At 48.2% G+C, this 20,554-nt stretch carries 16 protein-coding genes and 1 tRNA gene; 16 read left to right on the forward strand and 1 reads right to left on the reverse strand.

The window, feature by feature from the left end; genetic code table 11:
* Positions 1–10 precede the first annotated feature (10 nt).
* The 12 genes from fadB (at position 11) to P1U47_RS04820 (ending at position 14,843) form a co-directional block, all read left to right on the forward strand.
* The gene (fadB, locus tag P1U47_RS04765) at positions 11–2,158 is read left to right on the forward strand and encodes a fatty acid oxidation complex subunit alpha FadB (protein WP_301027444.1); all 2,148 of its coding nucleotides are present in this window, start codon (positions 11–13) and stop codon (positions 2,156–2,158) included.
* A gap of 18 nt (positions 2,159–2,176) precedes the next feature.
* Entirely contained in the window at positions 2,177–3,352 is a 1,176-nt protein-coding gene (gene fadA, locus P1U47_RS04770) for an acetyl-CoA C-acyltransferase FadA (protein ID WP_301027445.1), read from the forward strand.
* 175 nt (positions 3,353–3,527) lie between these two features.
* Positions 3,528–3,612 (forward strand) — tRNA-Leu (locus tag P1U47_RS04775).
* An 80-nt stretch (positions 3,613–3,692) separates the two neighbouring features.
* Positions 3,693–5,021: a trigger factor gene (gene tig / locus P1U47_RS04780; RefSeq protein WP_301027447.1), complete on the forward strand. Its 1,329-nt coding sequence runs from the start codon at positions 3,693–3,695 to the stop codon at positions 5,019–5,021.
* Between the two features lie 120 nt (positions 5,022–5,141).
* Positions 5,142–5,774, forward strand: coding sequence for an ATP-dependent Clp endopeptidase proteolytic subunit ClpP (gene clpP / locus P1U47_RS04785; RefSeq protein ID WP_301027448.1), 633 nt, complete (start codon positions 5,142–5,144; stop codon positions 5,772–5,774).
* Between the two features lie 121 nt (positions 5,775–5,895).
* Positions 5,896–7,170, forward strand: a complete 1,275-nt coding sequence (gene clpX, locus P1U47_RS04790) for an ATP-dependent Clp protease ATP-binding subunit ClpX (protein ID WP_301027449.1) — start codon at positions 5,896–5,898, stop codon at positions 7,168–7,170.
* Positions 7,171–7,350: 180 nt separating this feature from the next.
* A complete protein-coding gene (lon, locus tag P1U47_RS04795) occupies positions 7,351–9,777 on the forward strand; it encodes an endopeptidase La (protein ID WP_301027450.1) in 2,427 nt (808 codons plus the stop codon).
* Between the two features lie 145 nt (positions 9,778–9,922).
* Positions 9,923–10,195 (forward strand): HU family DNA-binding protein, encoded by a 273-nt coding sequence (locus tag P1U47_RS04800; protein ID WP_008250078.1) that lies wholly within the window; start codon positions 9,923–9,925, stop codon positions 10,193–10,195.
* A gap of 113 nt (positions 10,196–10,308) precedes the next feature.
* On the forward strand, positions 10,309–12,186 hold the full coding sequence (locus tag P1U47_RS04805; protein ID WP_301027451.1) for a SurA N-terminal domain-containing protein: 1,878 nt from the start codon (positions 10,309–10,311) through the stop codon (positions 12,184–12,186).
* Between the two features lie 57 nt (positions 12,187–12,243).
* The gene (locus P1U47_RS04810) at positions 12,244–13,050 is read left to right on the forward strand and encodes a 4'-phosphopantetheinyl transferase superfamily protein (protein ID WP_301027452.1); all 807 of its coding nucleotides are present in this window, start codon (positions 12,244–12,246) and stop codon (positions 13,048–13,050) included.
* A 21-nt stretch (positions 13,051–13,071) separates the two neighbouring features.
* Positions 13,072–14,247 carry a phosphoglycerate dehydrogenase gene (locus tag P1U47_RS04815; protein WP_301027453.1) on the forward strand — a complete coding sequence of 392 codons (1,176 nt, stop codon included), beginning with the start codon at positions 13,072–13,074 and terminating at the stop codon, positions 14,245–14,247.
* Positions 14,248–14,288: 41 nt separating this feature from the next.
* Entirely contained in the window at positions 14,289–14,843 is a 555-nt protein-coding gene (locus tag P1U47_RS04820; RefSeq protein ID WP_301027454.1) for a DUF1285 domain-containing protein, read from the forward strand.
* 208 nt (positions 14,844–15,051) lie between these two features.
* Here the strand turns inward: P1U47_RS04820 and P1U47_RS04825 are convergent, their stop codons facing one another.
* Complete coding sequence (locus P1U47_RS04825; RefSeq protein ID WP_301027455.1) at positions 15,052–16,071, reverse strand: hypothetical protein; 1,020 nt, start codon at positions 16,069–16,071, stop codon at positions 15,052–15,054.
* Between the two features lie 64 nt (positions 16,072–16,135).
* On the opposite strand from P1U47_RS04825, the gene P1U47_RS04830 reads away from it, so the two are divergent.
* The 4 genes from P1U47_RS04830 to P1U47_RS04845 all read left to right on the forward strand — a co-directional run bounded on the left by P1U47_RS04830 (position 16,136) and on the right by P1U47_RS04845 (position 20,521).
* Complete coding sequence (locus tag P1U47_RS04830) at positions 16,136–16,786, forward strand: TetR/AcrR family transcriptional regulator (RefSeq protein ID WP_301027456.1); 651 nt, start codon at positions 16,136–16,138, stop codon at positions 16,784–16,786.
* A 459-nt stretch (positions 16,787–17,245) separates the two neighbouring features.
* Entirely contained in the window at positions 17,246–18,439 is a 1,194-nt protein-coding gene (locus P1U47_RS04835) for a sulfotransferase (protein WP_301027457.1), read from the forward strand.
* A 28-nt stretch (positions 18,440–18,467) separates the two neighbouring features.
* Positions 18,468–19,664 carry a DUF1214 domain-containing protein gene (locus P1U47_RS04840; protein ID WP_301027458.1) on the forward strand — a complete coding sequence of 399 codons (1,197 nt, stop codon included), beginning with the start codon at positions 18,468–18,470 and terminating at the stop codon, positions 19,662–19,664.
* Positions 19,665–19,744: 80 nt separating this feature from the next.
* Positions 19,745–20,521, forward strand: coding sequence for an SDR family oxidoreductase (locus tag P1U47_RS04845; protein ID WP_301027459.1), 777 nt, complete (start codon positions 19,745–19,747; stop codon positions 20,519–20,521).
* Positions 20,522–20,554: the final 33 nt, after the last annotated feature.

Below are 20,554 nucleotides of genomic sequence, written 5' to 3' on the forward strand. Positions count from 1 at the left end.
AGGAATAGTAATGATTTATAAAGGCAAGGCGTTAACTGCAAAATACCTGGAAGATGGCATTGCAGAGCTCTGTTTCGACCTCGAAGGCGATTCAGTAAATAAATTTAATCGTCTGACGTTACAAGAGTTGGGCGAAGCCACTTCTGCGCTCGCAGCAGAGGCAGGTTTAAAAGGAGTGTTAGTTACCAGCGGCAAGTCGGTGTTTATTGTTGGCGCTGACATTACCGAGTTTACCGAGTTATTTAAGTTGCCAGATGCTGACCTCCGCAGCTGGGCTGTACAGGCCAATGACGTGTTTAATGGCTTTGAAGATTTACCGGTGCCGACTGTTGTTGCGATTAATGGTGTGGCACTCGGTGGCGGTTTTGAAATGTGCTTGGCCTGCGACTTTCGCGTAATGTCGTCCGCTGCCATTGTCGGTCTTCCTGAAGTTAAGTTGGGTATCAATCCCGGTTTTGGTGGCACAGTGCGTCTGCCAAGACTGATTGGCTGTGATAATGCCATGATGTGGGTCGCTACTGGCAATCATCAGAAGCCGGATGCGGCATTAAAAGACGGTGGTGTTGATGCTGTCGTTGCGCCAGAGCAGGTGAAAGACGCAGCCCTTGATCTGCTTAAAAGTACGATTGCCGGCGATTTTGATTATAAAGCCCGCCGCGCAGAAAAAACCTCGCCAGTTAAGCTTAATGACATAGAGCGCATGATGTCGTTCACCACCGGTAAGGCGATGGTTGCCCAGCAGGCCGGCCGCCATATGCCAGCGCCGTTGACGGCTGCTAAGTCTATGGAGCGCAATGCTGGTCTGAGTCGCGCCGAAGCGATTGAAGTTGAGATCGATCACTTCATTAAGTTGGTGCGCACCCCGCAATCTGCTGCATTAGTTGGTTTGTTCCTAAGCGAGCAGGCGGTGAGCAAGGCCGCTCGCGGTTTTGCTAAAACCGGCGGCGATGTTAAGTACGCTGCGGTATTGGGTGCTGGGATTATGGGTGGCGGTATTGCTTATCAGTCTGCCTATAAGGGCACGCCGATATTGATGAAAGATATTGCCGAAGCGGGTATTGAACTGGGCATGAAAGAGGCTGGTAAATTACTGGCTAAGCGTGTGGCGCGGGGCCGAATGACCCCCGATAAAATGTCTGCTGTTTTGAACAGTATTCGTCCTTCGCTGACTTATGACGGATTTGATAAGCCAGACGTTATCGTTGAAGCTGTTGTTGAAAATGCCAAGGTTAAGCGAGCGGTGCTGGCAGAAACTGAAAAGCACATCCGCGAGGACGCAGTATTAGCATCTAATACTTCTACAATTTCCATTACATATCTCGCCGAAGCTCTTGAAAGGCCAGAGAATTTCTGTGGTATGCACTTCTTTAATCCAGTGCACGCTATGCCTTTAGTTGAGGTGATTCGCGGCGCTAAAACCAGCGATAGCACTGTGGCAAAAGTGGTGAAGTACGCCTTGCAGATGGGTAAAACGCCGATCGTTGTGAACGACTGTCCAGGCTTTTATGTGAACAGAGTGTTGTTTCCTTACTTTGCCGGTTTCGACATGTTGATTCGCGACGGCGCGGATTTCCGCAAGGTCGATAAAGTGATGGAAGGTTTTGGTATGCCAATGGGGCCGGCCTATTTGATGGACGTAGTTGGTATTGATACTGGTTATCACGCGGCTGAGGTAATGGCCGAAGGCTTTCCAGATCGCATGCGTCACGATTTCACTGGTATTTCGCAAATGATGTTTGAGGCCAAGCGCTACGGTCAGAAAAATGGCATTGGCTTTTACCGTTATGAAGAAGACAAGAAGGGTAAGCCTAAGAAGTGTGAAGATGACACCGCGTTGGCAATGGCCGCTAAAGCCAAGCAGGCCAGTGTTGAGTTGAGCGACGAGGATATTCAAGCGCGAATGATGATACCGATGTGTATTGAAACCGTGCGTTGCATAGACGAAGGCATTTTGCGTGATCCCGCCGATGCTGATATGGGCTTGGTGATGGGGATTGGTTTCCCTGTGTTCCGCGGTGGCGCGTTGCGCTATATCGATCAGATGGGCGCTAAAGCCTTCTGTGAAATGGCCGATCGCTACGCCGACCTCGGTGCGCTGTATCAGCCAACTGAGAGCCTGCGCAAAATGGCAGCCAACGGCGAAACTTTCTTTAAATAATCGGGCGGAGATACAACAATGACTTTTAAAGCAAATGATGTAGTAATTGTCGATTGCGCCCGTACTCCTATGGGACGCTCAAAAAACGGTGTTTTTAGAAATGTGCGGGCCGAGAATATGTCTGCGGCACTGATAGACGCATTACTGGCGCGTAACCCTGGTGTTGACCCTGCCAGCTTTGAAGATGTGATTTGGGGATGTGTAAACCAAACCAATGAGCAGGGCTGGAACATTGCGCGGATGATATCGGTGATGACCAAACTTCCCCATGAAGTGGCTGGCCAGACTGTAAGCCGTTTATGCGGTTCGTCAATGTCTGCTTTACACACTGCAGCCACCGCGATCATGAGCGGCTACGGCGATACCTTTATGGTTGGTGGTGTGGAGCATATGGGCCATTTGGCGATGAATCACGGTGTTGATCCAAATCCGCAGGCGAGTAAATACGTTGCCCGCGCCGCTGGGATGATGGGCATGACCGCTGAAGCGCTGGCCATGATGCATGGCATTGGCCGCGAACAGCAGGACGCCTTTGGTATGCGCTCGCATTTGCGCGCCGCTGATGCGCAGGCTAACGGCCGCTTCAACAGCGAAATTATTGCGCTGGAAGGGCACGCAGAAGATGGTCGTAGAATTTTGGTGAAGGCCGACACCACGATTCGACCAGAAACGACACTTGAAAGCTTGGCGCAGCTGCGGCCAGCATTTGATCCGCGCAATGGCACGGTAACCGCAGGCACTAGCTCGCAGATTGCCGATGGTGCCTCGGCCATGATTCTTATGTCTGGTCAGCGGGCTATGGATTTGGGTTTGACGCCCCGCGCCAAGGTGGTTGGTATGGCGGTGGCCGGTGTTGATCCGTCTATTATGGGCTATGGCCCAGTGCCCTCTACGCAAAAAGCCTTAAAGCGCTTGGGTATGAGCATGGACGATATTGACACTGTGGAGCTAAATGAGGCCTTTGCAGCTCAGGCCTTGCCCGTGCTCAAAGATCTTAACTTGCTCGATAAAATGGATGACAAGGTAAACCTCAATGGCGGCGCTATCGCCTTGGGTCACCCCTTTGGCTGCTCAGGTACGCGTATCGTGAGCACGTTGCTCAATGTTATGGAACAGCGTGATACCTCGGTCGGTTTGGCAACCATGTGTATCGGCATGGGGCAGGGTATTAGTACAATTATTGAGCGGGTATAAGCCCGGCTTAGTCGCATTCTTAGTGAATAATTAAGAATGCGACTAAAATTGTGCTGCAACGCCGCTTGATCGCGATCATAGGCTGTGGCACAATCTCGTTCCTCGCGGGACTGAGCTCCTGCGATTTTGTTTGTAAACCGAGATAATTCAATATCTTAAGTCGGTTTACGGGTGTGCGGATGTGGTGAAATTGGTATACACGCCAGATTTAGGTTCTGGTGTCGCAAGACGTGAGAGTTCGAGTCTCTCCATCCGCACCATTTCAAAGAATTCTTATGAATGGCCGCTTCGATGCCGAAGTGGCCATTTGTGCTTATCAGATCTGTTTTGAGGACCATCGATGCAAGTTTCCGTTGAAACGACTTCCGGCCTAGAGCGCCGCCTGATTGTAGGTGTTCCTGCCGCCCGTGTAGATGGCGCAGTTGATACCCGTCTCCAAAAAGCTGCCAAAACTGTAAAGCTTGATGGCTTTCGTCCTGGCAAAGTGCCAATGAGCGTAGTTCGTCAGCGTTTTGGTGAGTCAGTACGCATGGAAGTACTTGGTGAAGTGATGAATGAGTGCTTCTACGAAGCCATTCAGCAGCAAGAGCTAAAACCTGCGGGCCGCCCAGAAATTGAACCAAAAAGCTTAGAAGCCGGTAAAGATATCGAATTCGTAGCCACTTTTGAAGTTTTTCCTGAGATTGAAGCTAAAGATTACAGCGCTATTGAAGTGAAAAAGCCTTCTGCTGAAATCACTTCTGCTGATATCGACAAAATGATTGAAAACCTACGCACTCAGCGTGCTAGCTGGGACGTAGTAGAGCGTGCGGCAGCGGACGGTGACAAGGTTAATATTGATTACCTAGGCACTAAAGACGGCGTTGAGTTTGACGGCGGCAAGGCCGAGGGCTCAGATTTAGAGCTGGGCTCTGGTCGCATGATCCCTGGTTTTGAAGCTGGCGTGGTCGGAATGACTGCTGGTGAAGAAAAAGTTGTCGCTTTGTCTTTCCCTGATGATTACCACAGCGAAGATCTTAAAGGCGCTGCTGTTGAGTTCAAAATTACGCTTAACTCAGTTAGTGCTCAGCAGTTGCCCGAGTTGGATGAAGAATTATTCACAGCATTCGGTGTTAAAGAAGGCGGTTTAGACGCTTTTCGCACTGAAGTAGAAAAAAATATGGCTCGTGAGTTGAAAAATGCAATTAAGTCCCGCATTAAGAATCAAGTCATGGAAGGTGTTTTGAAAGTGCATGCAGATTTGCAAGTACCAAAAGCCTTGGTAAGTCAGGAAATTGACGCGCTGCGCGGTCAGCAAATGCAGCAGTTTGGCGCAATGGCTGAAAAGCTTAACGCTGCGGATATCCTCCCTGATGAACTGTTTCGTGACAATGCTGAGCGCCGCGTAAAGTTGGGCTTGGTATTGAATCAACTGATTAGCGCTGAAGGCATTAAAGCCGACTCTGATAAAGTGCGCGCTGCATTAGAAGAAATGTCTGCTAGCTTCGAAGACAAAGATGAGATTATCAGCTACTACATGAACAACCCTCAGCAGCTCCAGCAGATTGAAGGTATGGTCATTGAAGAGGAAGTTGTTGAGAAATTACTTGAAAAATCGAAGGTTAGCGAAGAAACTTTAAGCTACGAAGAAGTAATGTCGCCACCGGCGGAAGAGGCTGAAGCGTCTTAATTTGCAAGACTGCTCTGGTAATCTGCGATCAAGCGACTGAACCTTAGGTTCCGTCGCTTGTTTTTTTTCTGGTAGGTGATAAATCTGTCTACCCATTTACGATACGGAAGAGTGTTTACTATGTCTCGCAACTCGATTGACGGTATCAATAATAACTCAATTACTAGTTTAGGCTTGGTACCGATGGTCGTCGAACAGACGGCGCGGGGCGAGCGTTCCTACGATATTTACTCGCGCCTGCTTAAAGAGCGCGTAATTTTTTGTGTTGGCCAAGTTGAAGATCATATGGCTAACCTGATTGTGGCGCAGCTGCTGTTTCTTGAATCTGAAAACCCCGATAAAGATATCCACTTGTATATTAACTCGCCAGGCGGCTCGGTAACGGCAGGCTTGTCTATTTACGACACCATGAAGTTTATCAAGCCCAATGTAAGCACCATGTGTATTGGTCAAGCGGCCAGCATGGGCGCATTCTTGTTGAGCGGTGGTGAGAAGGGCAAGCGTTTTATACTGCCTAATGCGCGCACCATGATCCACCAGCCCAGCGGTGGCGCACAGGGTCAGGCCACAGATATTGATATTCAAGCGCGGGAAATTTTGATTATCCGTGAGCGTCTGAACCATCTTATGGCTGAACATACTGGCCAAACCTATGAAACCATTGCTAAAGATACTGAGCGCGATAACTTTATGAATGCTCAGCAATCTTGCGATTACGGCTTGGTAGATCAGGTTATGACCGACCGTAAATAGATTTATTCGAGAGGTGCCGGCAAGTTTGCCAGTGTGGGCAAACTTGCAAAAACGGCTAAAAGGCGTCATCTTTACCCTAAGGTGCATAAATCGCCACGCAAATAGAACAAGGTGGGTATGAATGAGTAGTAAAGACGGCACAGATGACAACGGCAAACTGCTGTACTGTTCTTTCTGTGGTAAAAGTCAGCACGAAGTCCGCAAATTAATTGCTGGGCCGTCTGTCTTTATCTGTGACGAATGTGTCGATTTATGTAATGACATTATTCGCGAAGAAGTTCAGGAAGCGGCTAGCGAAGCCGGTCGCGATAAGCTACCGACTCCCCAAGAGATAAATCACACCTTAGATCAGTATGTTATTGGTCAGGTGCGGGCTAAAAAAGTCCTTGCGGTAGCGGTGTATAACCACTACAAGCGCTTGCGCTACGGCGACAAGAATAAAGACGATATCGAATTAGGTAAAAGCAATATTTTGCTGATCGGCCCTACGGGTAGCGGTAAAACCTTGCTTGCCGAGACCTTGGCTCGTCTATTGGACGTGCCATTCACTATTGCAGATGCCACTACCTTAACTGAAGCCGGTTATGTGGGTGAAGACGTTGAGAACATCATTCAAAAGCTGCTTCAGAAATGCGATTACGATGTAGAGAAGGCCCAGATGGGTATTGTCTATATTGATGAAATCGATAAGATTTCGCGCAAGTCTGACAACCCGTCAATTACCCGCGATGTATCGGGTGAAGGCGTGCAGCAGGCCTTGCTGAAGCTAATTGAAGGCACGGTTGCCTCGGTGCCGCCACAAGGTGGTCGCAAGCATCCTCAGCAAGAATTTTTGCAGGTAGATACCTCGAATATTCTGTTTATCTGTGGCGGTGCGTTTGCCGGCCTAGATCGGGTTATTCGCGATCGCTCTGAGAAGGGCGGAATCGGTTTTGGCGCTGAAGTGAAGAGCAAGAGCGAAGCCCGCAATGTTGGCGAGATTCTGGCCGATGTTGAACCCGATGACTTGGTGCGCTACGGCTTGATTCCTGAGTTTGTTGGTCGTTTACCTGTTATTGCGACCCTAGAAGAGCTCGATGTTGATGCCTTGGTAAGTATTCTTACTGAACCTAAAAACGCCCTGACCAAACAGTATTCTAAATTGTTTGATATGGAGGGCGTTGAAGTCGATTTCCGCGAAGATGGGTTGCGCTCAGTTGCCGAAAAGGCAATGACTCGCAAAACCGGTGCTCGTGGTCTGCGCTCGATCTTAGAGTCAGTCTTGCTCGATACCATGTACGATTTGCCGTCGATGGAAAATGTCAGCAAAGTGGTTATCGATGGCTCGGTAATTAAGGGCGACTCAGCACCAATATTGGTTTATAGCGAGCAACGCAAGGTTGCTCCAGAAGAATAAGCCTCGCTCTAAATCCACTGCGAAAGCCTTTTTCGCAGTGGAACTCTTTTTTGTCATAATCTTTGCTAATCAAGTCTTGTTTTTAACGCGCTAAGTCCCCATCTTAAGGTTAAGCTGTCTGTATTGCAGGCGAAATATCCACTCACTGTGGATTGTTGAAATTACATGCGAGGCATTTAAATGGCCGAAAAGCGAGAAATACAGGAGCTGCCACTGCTTCCTTTACGCGATGTGGTGGTTTATCCCCACATGGTGATTCCCTTATTTGTAGGGCGCGACAAGTCAATTCGTGCGCTCGAGCTGGCTATGGCCAGCAACAAAGAGATTGTGTTGGCTGCCCAGCGCAACCCTGACCTCGATGAGCCGGGTACCGATGATCTTTACGATATCGGTACCGTGGCCAATATCTTGCAGCTGTTAAAGCTTCCCGATGGCACCGTAAAAGTGTTGGTCGAGGGCAGCTATCGCGCTGTGCTCAATGCCGTCACTGCTGAAGAAGATTATTTCAGCGCCGAAATTGATGTGCTGGAAGAGAGCAAAATTGGTGAAGAAGAAGCCGACGTCATGTTGCGCTCTGCGATCTCCCAGTTTGAAAAATACATTAATCTGAGCAAGAAAATTCCCGCCGAAGTGCTAACCTCGCTGTCTGGTATTGACGATCCAGGTCGGCTTGGCGATACCATTGCTGCCCACATGAATATGGCGCTGGAGCAGAAGCAAGCGGTGCTAGAGATGGTCGATGAACGCGAGCGTCTCGAGCATTTGATGGGGCTAATGGAATCAGAAATCGACTTGTTTCAAGTTGAAAAGCGGATCCGTGGCCGTGTTAAAAAACAAATGGAAAAGAGTCAGCGCGAGTACTACCTCAACGAACAGATGAAGGCTATTCAGCGTGAGCTGGGCGAATCTGAAGAGGGCGTAAACGAGCTTGAAGAGCTTGAAAGCCGCGTAGACAAAGCTGGCATGAGCAAAGAGGCGTTAGACAAGGCTAAGGCCGAGTTAGCCAAGCTTAAAATGATGTCACCGATGTCAGCGGAAGCCTCGGTAGTACGTGGTTATATCGATTGGCTGGTTAGTATTCCTTGGCAAAAGCGCTCTCGGGTAAAGCATGATTTGGCTCGGGCAGCAGAAATTCTCAATGAAGATCACTACGGTTTGGACGAGGTCAAAGACCGAATTCTTGAATACCTCGCCGTTCAGAAACGCGTGAAAAAAGTCAAAGGCCCAGTGTTGTGTTTGGTCGGTCCGCCAGGGGTGGGTAAAACTTCTTTGGGCGAGTCTATCGCCCGCGCCACCAACCGCAAGTTTGTGCGTATGGCCTTGGGTGGGGTGCGTGACGAGGCTGAAATTCGCGGTCACCGCCGTACTTATATCGGCTCTATGCCCGGTAAAGTTGTTCAGAAAATGTCTAAATCAGCAGTCCGCAACCCGCTGTTTTTGTTAGACGAGATCGATAAAATGGGTATGGATCATCGCGGTGATCCGGCATCGGCCTTGTTGGAAGTGCTAGACCCCGAGCAAAACCATGCCTTTAACGATCATTATCTAGAGGTCGACTACGACCTTTCAGATGTTATGTTTATCTGTACCTCGAACTCATTGAATATTCCGCCAGCATTGATGGATCGCATGGAGGTTATTCGGATTCCGGGTTACACCGAAGACGAAAAAATCAATATAGCGCGTCGCTACTTGATTCCTAAGCAGCTGAAGAATAACGGTCTCAAAGAAACCGAGGCTAGTATTGATGAAGACGCGCTGCAAGACATTGTTCGTTATTACACCCGCGAAGCCGGTGTGCGCGGGCTTGAACGGCAGGTTGCCAAAGTCTGTCGTAAAGTGGTTAAAAACCTCGCTCTGAATGGCGAGAGCGGCGCCATTGAAGTTGGATCTAGCAACTTAGAAGATTTTCTTGGTGTGCGTCGTTATAACTACGGTAAAGCCGAAGAAGAAAATAAAGTCGGTCAAGTAACTGGCTTGGCTTGGACGCAAGTTGGCGGTGAACTGCTCACCATTGAGGCGGTCTCAGTGGTCGGTAAAGGGCGCCATATAAAAACTGGCTCACTTGGCGATGTAATGCAGGAGTCTATCCAAGCAGCGACAACAGTGGTGAGAAGTCGTTCTAAACGGCTGGGTATACCGGCTCGTTACCACGATCGCCACGATATCCATATTCATATGCCTGAAGGTGCAACACCCAAGGATGGTCCTTCCGCTGGTGTTGGCATGTGTACCGCGTTGGTATCGGTCATAACCGGCATTCCGGTGCGCTCAGATGTGGCGATGACTGGTGAGATTACGTTACGTGGTCAGGTCCTCGCAATTGGTGGTTTAAAAGAAAAACTTCTCGCGGCGCACCGTGGCGGTATAAAAACCGTTATAATCCCGTCGGAAAACGAGAGGGATCTCAAAGAAATACCTGAAAACATCAAAGCTGACTTGGAAATTCGTCCAGTAAAATGGATTGATGAGGTGCTTAATATTGCGCTTGAACGAATTCCTAAAGAAATTTCTGAAGAGGCTTATTTGGCAGGTATTGACTACAACCACAAAAGTGTGGACGGTAATGACGATATCCTCGGTGAATCGCGCGCAAACGCGCACTAGCCGCAGAGATTCCTTGACCACATCCTGCGCAGTTGGTATAAATCTCACTCTTTGCGCAGGCGGCCGTCACTGTTCGTGTGCAGGCTTTTAATGCCAGCAGTGATTCGTAAAAAATTTTTTATAACAATTTAAAGGGGAAGAATAAGTGAATAAATCTGAGCTAATCGACGCAATTGCGGAATCTGCAGATCTGTCCAAAGCAGCGGCTGGTCGCGCGCTGGATGCAACGGTAGAAGCTATTACCAATGCATTGAAATCAGATGATTCTGTATCTCTTGTCGGTTTTGGTACATTCAGTGTAAAAGACCGTGCAGCTCGCACCGGCCGCAATCCACAGACTGGCGCGCCGATCGAGATTTCTGCTGCTAAAATCCCAAGCTTTAAAGCAGGTAAAGCGTTGAAAGACGCCTGTAACTAAGGGATATAGCCATTCCCGCGGTGTTGGGAAGTCGCTATAGGGGTTAAAACCTCTTACAGAAGGCGCATCGAGAGGTGCGCTTTTTTTTATGATTCAGAGTCGGATTCGCGTCAATGCTGCAAAATATTCGCAATAACATCCAGGGAGCCGCGGCCAAATTTATTATCGCGCTCATCATCGTGCCCTTTGCACTTTTTGGTATCGATAGTTTGTTTGGTGGTTCAGGGCAGGTACCCGCTGCCGTGGTTAATGGAGAGAAAATTTCCCAAGGCGAATTACAGCAGGCAATTGGGCTGCAAAAACGCCGCCTAATTGGCATGATGGGTGATCAAATTGATCCCGCCATGCTCGATGACGCGATTTTGCGTAAGCCAGCTTTGAATACCTTAATCAAACAGCAATTGCTCTTGCAGGCGGCAGATGATGTGGGCATTGAAATTTCGACAGCCCAGTTACACTCAACCATTGCAGGTATGCCGCAGTTTCAGGAAGACGGTCGATTCTCCCAAGCTCGCTACGAGCAAGTGCTGCGCTTGCAGGGCTATAGCAGCAGTTTTTTTAAAGAGTTGCTTAAATCCGATTTAACGATTCAACAGCTTTCAAATGCAGTGGCTGGCTCAGCGTTTGTTGCCGGCCCTGAATTGTCTAGAGCAATTGGTTTGCTGTATGAGGCGCGGGATTACCATTTTATTAAGGTTCCGCAGGCACCATATCGCGAGGCTATAAAGCTTAGCGATGAAGAAATAAGCGCGTACTACCAAGAGCACGCCAAGGAGTTTCTGAGCGAAGCAGCGGTTCGCTACTCTTATTTAGAGCTGGCCGAAGATGACTTTTTTGAACCAGTTTCAGAAGATCAAATACTTGCTGAATATCAGCGCCTCGTTGAGGCCAGCAGTGCGCAAATTGAACGTGAAGCCGCGCACATTCTTATTGAAATTAATGACGATACCAGCCGCGAAGACGCTCTGAAAAAATTACAAAGCATTCGTGACGCGATTGTCGCTGGCGCTGATTTTGGCGACCAAGCACGGGCGAATTCTGCCGATGCGGGCTCTGCCGCTGAAGGCGGAACCTTGGGCTATACCAGTGGTGACAGTTTTCCTGCGGAGTTTGAAGAGGCATTAGCAGCTTTGCAGGTCGGTGAGTTTTCTCCTGTAGTTGAAACTGAAGCCGGTTTACACTTAATTAAGCTGTTAGATGTTCGCCAGCCAGAAGTGGCAAGTCTTGATAGTGCTCGGGTAGAGATTACAGAGCGACTTCGTCGTCAGGAGGCGATGCCTCGTTTAATCGCCGCAGTAGAAGACTTAAAGGACCTCGTTTTTAATGCGGAAAGCCTTGCCATGCCAGCTAAGGAAATGGGTTTAACGGTTAAACAAAGCGAGTGGCAGAAAAAGTCGGACAGCAGTGGTTTGTTCGCTTTCGCCACGGTTAAAGCCGCCGCCTTTAATGCTGATCTGCGCAGTCAGGGCTTGAATAGCGAAGTCTTTGAGTTAACGCCGGAACACTTTGCGGTACTGCATGTCGAAGAGTACAAGAAGCCCGAGACGCTGCCTTTGGCGGATGTTCGGGATCAAATCGTAATGACACTTTCGCAAAGTAAAGCCGAAGTTGCTGCCCAAGCCAAGGCCGAAGAAATTCGTACAGAATTGCTTGCTGGCAAACGCGCTGAAACTATCGCGAAAGCCGAATCGTTAACTTGGAATGCGATTGCAGCAGGTAAACGCGGTGATTTGGCCGTCGATACCGCTATTCGCAAGCGGGCGTTTGCTATGCCTCGGCCAGGCGCTCAGCCGAGCGTTAGTGTGCTGAATTTGGCAAATGGTGATCGCGTTGTATTGCAATTGTTAGGCGTTAATTATGGCAGTCAAACCAATCTTGAGCTTGCACTGGCTACGGAAGCTGAGAAAAATGCTTATCGCAATCGATCTTCTCAGGATTTTTCGGCCTATTTTAACGGTTTGTGGAAAAGCGCCAAGATCAAAATTAATTGATGTAATGCCCTGCCTTTTTATAGGCAGGGCCGTTTCTAATATGGATATATAAAAATAATGACTTCCGCTTTGCACAAACGGGCGCTGAGTACAGGTTTTGTTGATGCTTGGTTTTGTTTTACCCGTGACCCGCGACTCACTTCCGCTCAGCAACAATACGAGGCCATACTCTCTTCTTCAGAATTGGCTCAATATCAGCAGCTTAAGCATGCTGATAACGGGTGGGACTATCTGGTTAGTCGCGCCTTATTACGCACAGTGCTTGCAGAATATTGTGAACTTGGTCCCGAAGAACTGGAATTTCAGGTAAATGATTTTGGTAAGCCAAAGCTAAGTAATTCGAGTTTAGCACCAGTAATTCAATTTAATACTGCGCATACCAGTGGTTTAACGGTATGCGTTGTTACCCGCGATCACGCTATCGGTGTCGATATTGAATGCCGAGCGGAGAACCCCGGTATTTTAAACGTGGCTGACGACTATTTTTCACCTTTAGAACTACAGGCCTTAAAAAGTCGCGAGGAAGGCGAACAGCTCGATTATTTTTATCGTTACTGGACTTTAAAAGAAGCTTATATAAAAGCGCGTGGTGAAGGTTTGTCGGTGCCCTTGCACGATTTTTCGGTGGTGTTAGGCGCTGATGGTGAGTTTGTGGAGTTCGTTGGACCGCAGGCGGAAAGCTGGGACTTTCGCATCCTTTGCCAAAATAGTGCCTATACCGCGGCCTTGAGTATGAATTCGCAAATCAGCGGCCTAAATTACTTTAATAGCGTACCGCTAGGTCCTCAGTCAGAGCATTCAGCCGCAGACGCATTTAATAATCTGTCAGTAGTAGACAGCGCTCGTCGGCGTAGACTCGGCTAAAACAACAATAAGGAGTAGATCTTGCACAAAATATTAACGCTGAACCAAATTTCACCAAAAGGTTTGAGTCGGCTACCAAGTAGTGATTATGAGCTGGCAGGGGAGTTCTCTGCCCCAGATGCCATTTTATTGCGCAGCCATAAGCTTCAAGCTGAAGAAATTGCGCCTAGCGTTAAAGCGATTGCAAGAGCGGGTGCCGGTACCAATAACATTCCCTTAGCGCTGTGTACTGAACGCGGAATTCCCGTTTTTAATAGCCCTGGCGCCAACGCCAATGCAGTTAAAGAGCTGGTTATTGCCGGTTTGGCTCTCGGCTCGCGGGGTATTTTGGAAGGCATTTCTTACGTAAACACCCTTGGTCATATGGCTGATGCTGGTGAAATGGCGAAGCTGTTAGAAAAAGAAAAAAAGCAGTTTAAAGGCAATGAATTAGCCGGTCGCACCCTTGGCGTTGTCGGCCTTGGCGCAATTGGTTCTATGATAGCCAATGCTGCACTGAGTTTGGGTATGGAAGTGATTGGCTACGATCCGGCGCTGTCAGTTGACGCGGCGTGGCGCTTGCCGAGCTCGGTTAAGAAAATGGATAATTTAAATAGCCTGTTTGCCCGTGCAGACTTTATTACCTTACATTTACCGGTTTTTGATTCAACGCGTGGCTTAGTTAACACTGATTTGCTCGCGTCCTGTAAACCAGGTTGCTGCCTGTTAAACTTTGCTCGCGAAGAAATTGTTGATATTAGTGCTGTCATCCGTGCGCTTGATAATGGTGGCTTGCGGAAATTTATCACTGATTTTCCCGTTCCTGCGTTAATCGGTCGCGCCGATGTTATTTTAATGCCGCATATCGGCGCCAGCACCGACGAAGCCGAAGAAAACTGCGCGATTATGGTTGCTGATCAACTTAATGATTTTCTAAGTAGCGGCAATATTAAAAACTCGGTGAATTTCCCCAATTTGCAATTAGATCCTAGTGGCAAATGCCGTCTCGCCATAGCCAATCATAATGTGCCTAAAATTCTGGGCAGTGTTTTGGGTTTGCTGGCCGATGCCGATATAAATGTGGTTGACATGCTAAACAAAAGTCGCGACGAAATTGCCTATAATTTAATTGATCTCGGCAGTGTAGTAGATAGTGATTTACTTGCAAAACTGCGCGCGTTGGATGGCGTTATTAATGTGCGTTTGATTCAGTGGTAACAGCGTACATTTAGGCAGGAGAAACTCATCAGGAGAGCAACATGGCGTCGCTAGACAGTATTCAAGCATTGCTTAAAGGTCAGCGCGGGCTTCCTCCTATTGAGCGTTGGCACCCTGAACTCAGTGGTGACATCGATATTATTATAAAAGCAGATGGTCGCTGGATTCACGAAGGTGGCGAAATAAAACGCCATGAGTTGGTTAAACTCTTTGCCTCGATACTGCGCAGAGAAGATGACGGCGACTACTACCTAGTTACTCCAGTAGAAAAATGGCGTGTTCAGGTAGAAGATCTGCCCTTATTGATTGTCGACTTTGAGCTTGCTGATAATGGACTAGTGGCTGGAGACACGCCTAAAATAATCGTAAAAACCAATGTGGATAGTTGGTTTGAATTATGCGCAAACCATCCGCTCTCAGTAGAAACTGCGCCAGACACGGGTGAGCCTAGCCCCTCGGTACTCACTTTTCATGGCTTAGCTGCAAGAGTGAACCGCGCGTGTTTTTATCGCTTGGTAGAGCTTGCTGAACCGGTTGGCGAGTTCTTGGTTTTACGAGCGGGCGGTCAAACGTTTGTATTGGGGCCAAGTCACTAAATATTTTTGATGCCCGCCGATGATAAGATTTTTTATCGGCGGGTTTTTGGCTTTCAGTTAGCGGTCCTCGCATTAACGCTTAGTGTTGAATAATGCGGACATTATAAATCCTAACGCGATCATTACTTATTCCCTCTCTCAATCTGGGCTCTGCTAAGGCTCATGCTTGCTGTCCTTGTTATTGATTTACATGTCGCTAGGCAAGGCTTTAGATAAACAGACTTGGCCGCAGAGGCGGGTAGGTCCACAATTCTCGAATACCGGCTTTGGCGGCAAGCACATCGGGTATACGGTTAAACAAGCTACTCGCCGAAGCCATATGTGAGGCTTCACGTACTACACGTACCTCCATGCTGGGCTTGCCCTGTACCTTCCAAATCATCTCCTCTTGCTCATCTTCGCGGAAATCGCGGTATTCAAAACAGGCGTTTACGGTAATACCTTGTTTGGTGGTGATTTCAACGTTCATGCGGGTGCCAACCACGGTTCCCGCCGCGAGGGTTTGTTGCAACCAATGGCTGTAGTGGTCTTGTGTCCAAACAATGGGTTCTAAATTCTCCTTAATGTCGCTAAGGTCAAGTCCAAGTGCATCTATGACGCACAAAGGAGGGATAATAGCGATGCCTGCAAGTCCGGTTTTTCCACCAACATCGTTGCTTAGGTATTCCTCCACACTCAAGCCAGCGCCGCAGAAACGCAGCAGGTGAACACCTTGGCGGGCAATATCGGTGAAGGAGGTGTGGGTCATTGAGGTGATCTCGGTATTAGGCCCTACCGACAAAATTCCAGCCCAAATACGGGTCATATCCCAGATTCCACCGCCGGTGAAGGTGACATTATTCTTAAGCGCTAGCGCTTGCAGCTTTTCGGCAATGGCGGGATTAAGGCGGCGAGGGTTGCAAGACTCTGCGCCGTGACACAGTATATTTGCGCCAGCAGACATCAATCGTTCATAAGATGGGTAGTTGACCTCCAAGCGGTCAGAAACCGCGACAAAGGCGATATCGGCCTTAAGGTGGCTATAGTCAGCCGTATCGCAGTCTTCCACCATTAAGCCAATCGCTTCTCGGCCCAGCAACAGACCGAGGTCTTGGCCAATTTTCTCGCCGGCCCGATTATAGGCGCCAACAATCTCCCAGCCTTTGTCTAAGGCGAAGCCCGCGAGCTGTTGGCCAACAAAGCCTAAACCATAGATGGCAATACGTGGCGAGATCTGTGAAGATTCCATATTATTATTCCTTTGTTATGAAGTGATCGTTTCGTTTTTTAACGTTTAGCTAAGAAAAATAAAAATGACTGACGAATTTCAACTAATAAGGCCCAACGAGGCGATGCGTCGCAAGCCGATGCAAGACCGCTCGAAAAAAGTCGTGGCCGCTATTGTCGATGCGGCCCATAAAATTCTGCTTGAGAATGGCAGAGAGGCGCTGTCGACGACGAGTTTGGAGGTGGTGTCGGGGGTGCCGAAATCGTCTATTTACCAATACTTTCCAAATCTTGATGCAATTGTGTTCGAGGTCTACCGCGTGGTGATGCGCGCCCAGCATCTCAAGGGCTATCGTGAGTTTCCCAGCGATCAAGTGCATACGGTCCAGTCGTTTATCCATTGGTTGCTGGATTGGTCTATTGAAATTCATCGTAAAGTTCTCGAAATTGATAAAAATCTCCTGCTCGGCCACAAGGGGTTTTGGGACGCTTGGCAGGAGCTTAATGATAATTTGGCGCCAGAGGGCTCGGCCGAAGAATTTATATACGACAAGCTAAAATCTTGCTCTGACTTTAAATCGGGTAAAAACGATTTGTTGCGAGTGCATGCCCTTGGGCGTGCTGCACAATTTATGGTTTATGCCCTGATTACCGATAATATCGAATTTATTGATGACCCCGAGTTTCGTTTAACCCTCGTAAAAATGTGCTGTGCTATTTTTTCTGAAGAAGAATAAATTTAATTATTTTTAAAATTTAAACTTCATTTATTCTAAATTAACCACTTTCAATTATGAAATCTACAGTACTGTTCTTAAGGCTGCTTGGTATTAGGCCTCTTTAACCTCGCAAAACCCCTGCAAAATATAACCTCGATTTTTAGCTCAATAAAAACCTATATTAATCAATGGGATAGTCTGTATTCCTTGTTCTTTGAAACCTGACCTGCATCTTCTTGTTACATGGGCTTTGGCGTTGCTATATTGAGTCTCGTGACAATAACAGCTTAGGTTTAAGCAAAAGCAATAGATACGTCGACCTGTCAGCTGATTACGTAAATTGATGTTAAGCGCTTTAAATTAAAAATAATCGCATCAATTATGAGTCTTGATTTTCAAGATTTTTTTGAATTTCAGTTAGTAATGTTTTTCCTGTCAATACGCTATAACGCTGTTTAATGAAATAAGGATAATGAAATGAATAGTCAAGTTGAAAGCATTGCGACGCCTGCTGGTCCGCAGGCAATTCCGTTTTATGTTGAAGATTTAATGGCTGCTGCACGGGCCGAAACAGGGCTTAGTGATTTTGGTGATTTAGGTTTTACTACCGGCCTAGGCGTTTTATGCGAGTCGCTTCGGACTGAAGCGAATTTGCATGAGGGGGGTGTGATTGGCCAAGGGCAAGAGCTGTTGCGCTTATTGATCAATCGTTTGCGCTATATCGACGATGTGAAAAAACATCCAGAAATTTTGCAAGAAAAAATCATCGCGCCAATCGTTGTTGCCGGTTTGCCGCGTACCGGCACCTCAAAATTGCAAAGAGTCATGTCCGGTGACCCTGGCGTGCAGCGTTTGGATGTGTGGCGCTTGTTAAACCCAGCGCCTTTCCCCGATGAAGAGGCGGGTAAGCCAGAAGGTCGGATTGCTTTTGCCAAAGTGGTTGAGGATACCTTTCGAACCCAGTTTCCAGGTTGGATGGCGCGCCACCCAATGGAAGCGGAAGAGCCTGATGAAGAATTATTTATTATGGAGATGTCTTTTGAATCGACGGTTTCCGCAATGCTCGCTCGTGCGCCAACATTCTTTGAATACTCAATGAACTGCGACCCGCGACCTACCTATAAAATTTTATTTGAAATGATGCAATATCTGCAGTGGCAAGATGGCGGCAGCAAGGGTCGGCCGTGGATTATGAAGTCGCCAGTGCATATTGGTTACATGGATATTCTTTTTGAATTTTTCCCCGATGCAACCGTTGTTCACTGTCATCGTGACCCGCTTAAAACCGTGCCGTCATTTGCCACCACCATTCAAGAATTGCGTAAAACCAGTACCGATCAAATAGACCCAGTAGAAGTGGGGCATGAGTGGTTTGACTACTGGGCGCGGCTTACCGATCGCTATCTTGCGGTGCGCGACAAGTTGCCCCTCGATCAAATTGTCGATGCAAAATTCGAAGAAATTTGCGACGACCCACTCGCCGTCATTAAACGAATTTATCAAAAAGCAGGCCGTGAATTAACGCCAGAGGCTATTGCAGGATGCACGGAATACGATAGCCGGCGCCCAGCAAATCACTGGGGTGAGTACAGCTACACCCTAGAGGAATATGGTTTGGATGCGCAGGAAATCAGAACACGTTTTGCCGAGTACCTAAAACTATTCCCTTAGTACTGACTGCTTACAGGAAGTATCGCTTATGAATAATGACACATTAGACGCTTGGCGAGATCTGGCGCCGATGTCGCTAGACACCCCAGAAATTTGGGATGCCTTTAGCGAGGCGGTTAATGGGCTGAAAAGCTTTGTTTGGGACGACCCCCGAATTGACAGTGAAATGGCGCGGGCAGAGGGCGTTCGTTACCTGACGCGTCTGCTTGCTGGTGCCATTCCAATGACCATGGAGGCGTGGAATCCAGATTATCCAAGTTTGTTTACCTTTTTGACATCGCGCATTCAGTATGGGCTTCCCGCTGCGGATGCCTGTTATCAATGGGCGGCGATCCACGGCGATCACGTCTATCGCATCAAAGGCCAGCGCGGCAGTGCCCATATGTTGGATGTGGAATCCCGAGTAGGGCATTTTGCGCATATCAGCGGCTGGCAGCTGTGTGACCGGCGCGGCGATTTTGAAACTGATGACGACGGCAATATTGAAATTGTGTTGAGCCGAGAAGAGCAGCCAGGCAATTGGGTGAAAATTCCCGAAGGGCTCGGCGATATTGTGTTTCGCCAATACTTCTACGACTGGGATAAGGAAGCGCCCGCACGCTTGCAGATAAGCCGCGATGGCGCGCGTTATCCGGCACCAGCGATCAGCCCAGAGGCAATGGTAATGCGTACGCAGCTGCTTATTGATTGGCTAAAAAACCTACCAGCCTTCTTTGCGCAGCAGTTAAACAGCTATTACGCCGTGCCGACCAATACCATGATTATTGATGAAGTATCGATTGGTTGGGCTGATTTGCGTTATGGCAAGGCAGTTTACGAATGTGCTGAGGATGAAGCGCTCATTATAGAAGTGGTGCCACCGCAGGCGACCTATTGGAGCATTCAGCTATACAGCCAGTACTGGGATGCACGGGACTGGAACCTGCGGCAAACCTCAATTAATGGTCATCAGGCTCAATTTAATAATGATGGCGTTTTTTGTGCAGTTATTTCCCACACAGATCCCGGTGTTGCCAATTGGCTTGATGCCGCCAAGCACGCCACGGGTTTGCTGTCGCTGCGTTACTTTAGGGCTGAAACCCTGCCTGTACCATCGATTCGGAGAGTTAAGTTGGCTGAGCTTGCGAATGCCCTAGCGCCTAATTGTCCAACCGTCTCCGCAGATGAACGCAGCGAGCTGCTGCGCAAGCGAGCAGAAGCTGTTGTGCGCCGAGGCTGCTTATAAATTGATATTTTGCTAGTGAAGTGTCACGGCGATGTCGTGGCGCATTTATTTTCAGAAAATAATGAATAAAGGAAAATACTATGTCTTACATCGAAAATATGTTTTCAAACCAAGGTAAGGTCGCGCTGGTCACTGGGTCCGGCAGTGGCATGGGCGTCGCGTTTGCGCACGCGCTGGCTAAGTCGGGTGCCAAGGTGATTTGTGCGGCGCGGCGCTTAGATAAGGTGCAGCAAGTTGCCGATGAAATTAATGCGGCGGGGGGTACAGCTGCAGCACTCGCCCTGGATATTGGCGACACTGAGAGCGTAACGAATGTGTTTAATTGTGCTGAAGAAGTATTCGGCACAGTCGACATTTTGGTCAATAACGCGGGCCAAATTCAGTTTAAACCCTTTCCTGATATTGATGATGAAGAGTGGATAAATCTGCTTAATGTGAACCTGACTGGCACGATGCGTATGGCGCGGGAATTCTCTAAGCGCTTAATTGCACTCGATAAGGCGGGGAGCATTATTAACGTAACCTCGGTCACCGGTATGCAAACCCTTAAAAACGTACCTTGCTATGGCAGTGTTAAAGCGGCTCTGAATCAATTAACCAAGCAGATAGCTGCGGATTTATTCGACACTAAAATTCGCTGCAATGCCATTGCGCCGGGCTATTTCATGACTGAAATGGTGGATTGGTATTTTGAAACTGAACAGGGCCAAGCCGAAGTCGCGCGGCTGCCATCTAAGCGTATTGGCGATGTTAAAGAGCTAGAAGGCGCGCTGTTACTGCTTAGCAGTCAGGCCTCAAGCTTTATTAACGGGGCAGTGTTGCCGGTTGATTATGGCCACAGTGTTTTATTGGCGTAATCGAATAATAAAGCGCATAAAAAAGGGCAGCCT

Origin of the sequence: Zhongshania sp., assembly GCF_029212375.1 — a bacterium.
In the GTDB taxonomy this organism is placed as follows: Bacteria; Pseudomonadota; Gammaproteobacteria; order Pseudomonadales; family Spongiibacteraceae; genus Spongiibacter.

What these genes read in the sequence shown, in the direction of transcription:
- P1U47_RS04840 (WP_301027458.1), top strand. Translation starts at nt 18,468, where the DNA reads ATGAATAATGACACATTAGACGCTTGGCGAGATCTGGCGCCGATGTCG.
- P1U47_RS04810 (WP_301027452.1), top strand. Translation starts at nt 12,244, where the DNA reads ATGACTTCCGCTTTGCACAAACGGGCGCTGAGTACAGGTTTTGTTGAT.
- P1U47_RS04845 (WP_301027459.1), top strand. Translation starts at nt 19,745, where the DNA reads ATGTCTTACATCGAAAATATGTTTTCAAACCAAGGTAAGGTCGCGCTG.
- P1U47_RS04835 (WP_301027457.1), top strand. Translation starts at nt 17,246, where the DNA reads ATGAATAGTCAAGTTGAAAGCATTGCGACGCCTGCTGGTCCGCAGGCA.
- tig (WP_301027447.1), top strand. Translation starts at nt 3,693, where the DNA reads ATGCAAGTTTCCGTTGAAACGACTTCCGGCCTAGAGCGCCGCCTGATT.
- P1U47_RS04805 (WP_301027451.1), top strand. Translation starts at nt 10,309, where the DNA reads ATGCTGCAAAATATTCGCAATAACATCCAGGGAGCCGCGGCCAAATTT.
- lon (WP_301027450.1), top strand. Translation starts at nt 7,351, where the DNA reads ATGGCCGAAAAGCGAGAAATACAGGAGCTGCCACTGCTTCCTTTACGC.
- P1U47_RS04830 (WP_301027456.1), top strand. Translation starts at nt 16,136, where the DNA reads ATGACTGACGAATTTCAACTAATAAGGCCCAACGAGGCGATGCGTCGC.
- P1U47_RS04820 (WP_301027454.1), top strand. Translation starts at nt 14,289, where the DNA reads ATGGCGTCGCTAGACAGTATTCAAGCATTGCTTAAAGGTCAGCGCGGG.
- clpP (WP_301027448.1), top strand. Translation starts at nt 5,142, where the DNA reads ATGTCTCGCAACTCGATTGACGGTATCAATAATAACTCAATTACTAGT.
- P1U47_RS04825 (WP_301027455.1), bottom strand. Translation starts at nt 16,071, where the DNA reads ATGGAATCTTCACAGATCTCGCCACGTATTGCCATCTATGGTTTAGGC.
- clpX (WP_301027449.1), top strand. Translation starts at nt 5,896, where the DNA reads ATGAGTAGTAAAGACGGCACAGATGACAACGGCAAACTGCTGTACTGT.
- fadB (WP_301027444.1), top strand. Translation starts at nt 11, where the DNA reads ATGATTTATAAAGGCAAGGCGTTAACTGCAAAATACCTGGAAGATGGC.
- fadA (WP_301027445.1), top strand. Translation starts at nt 2,177, where the DNA reads ATGACTTTTAAAGCAAATGATGTAGTAATTGTCGATTGCGCCCGTACT.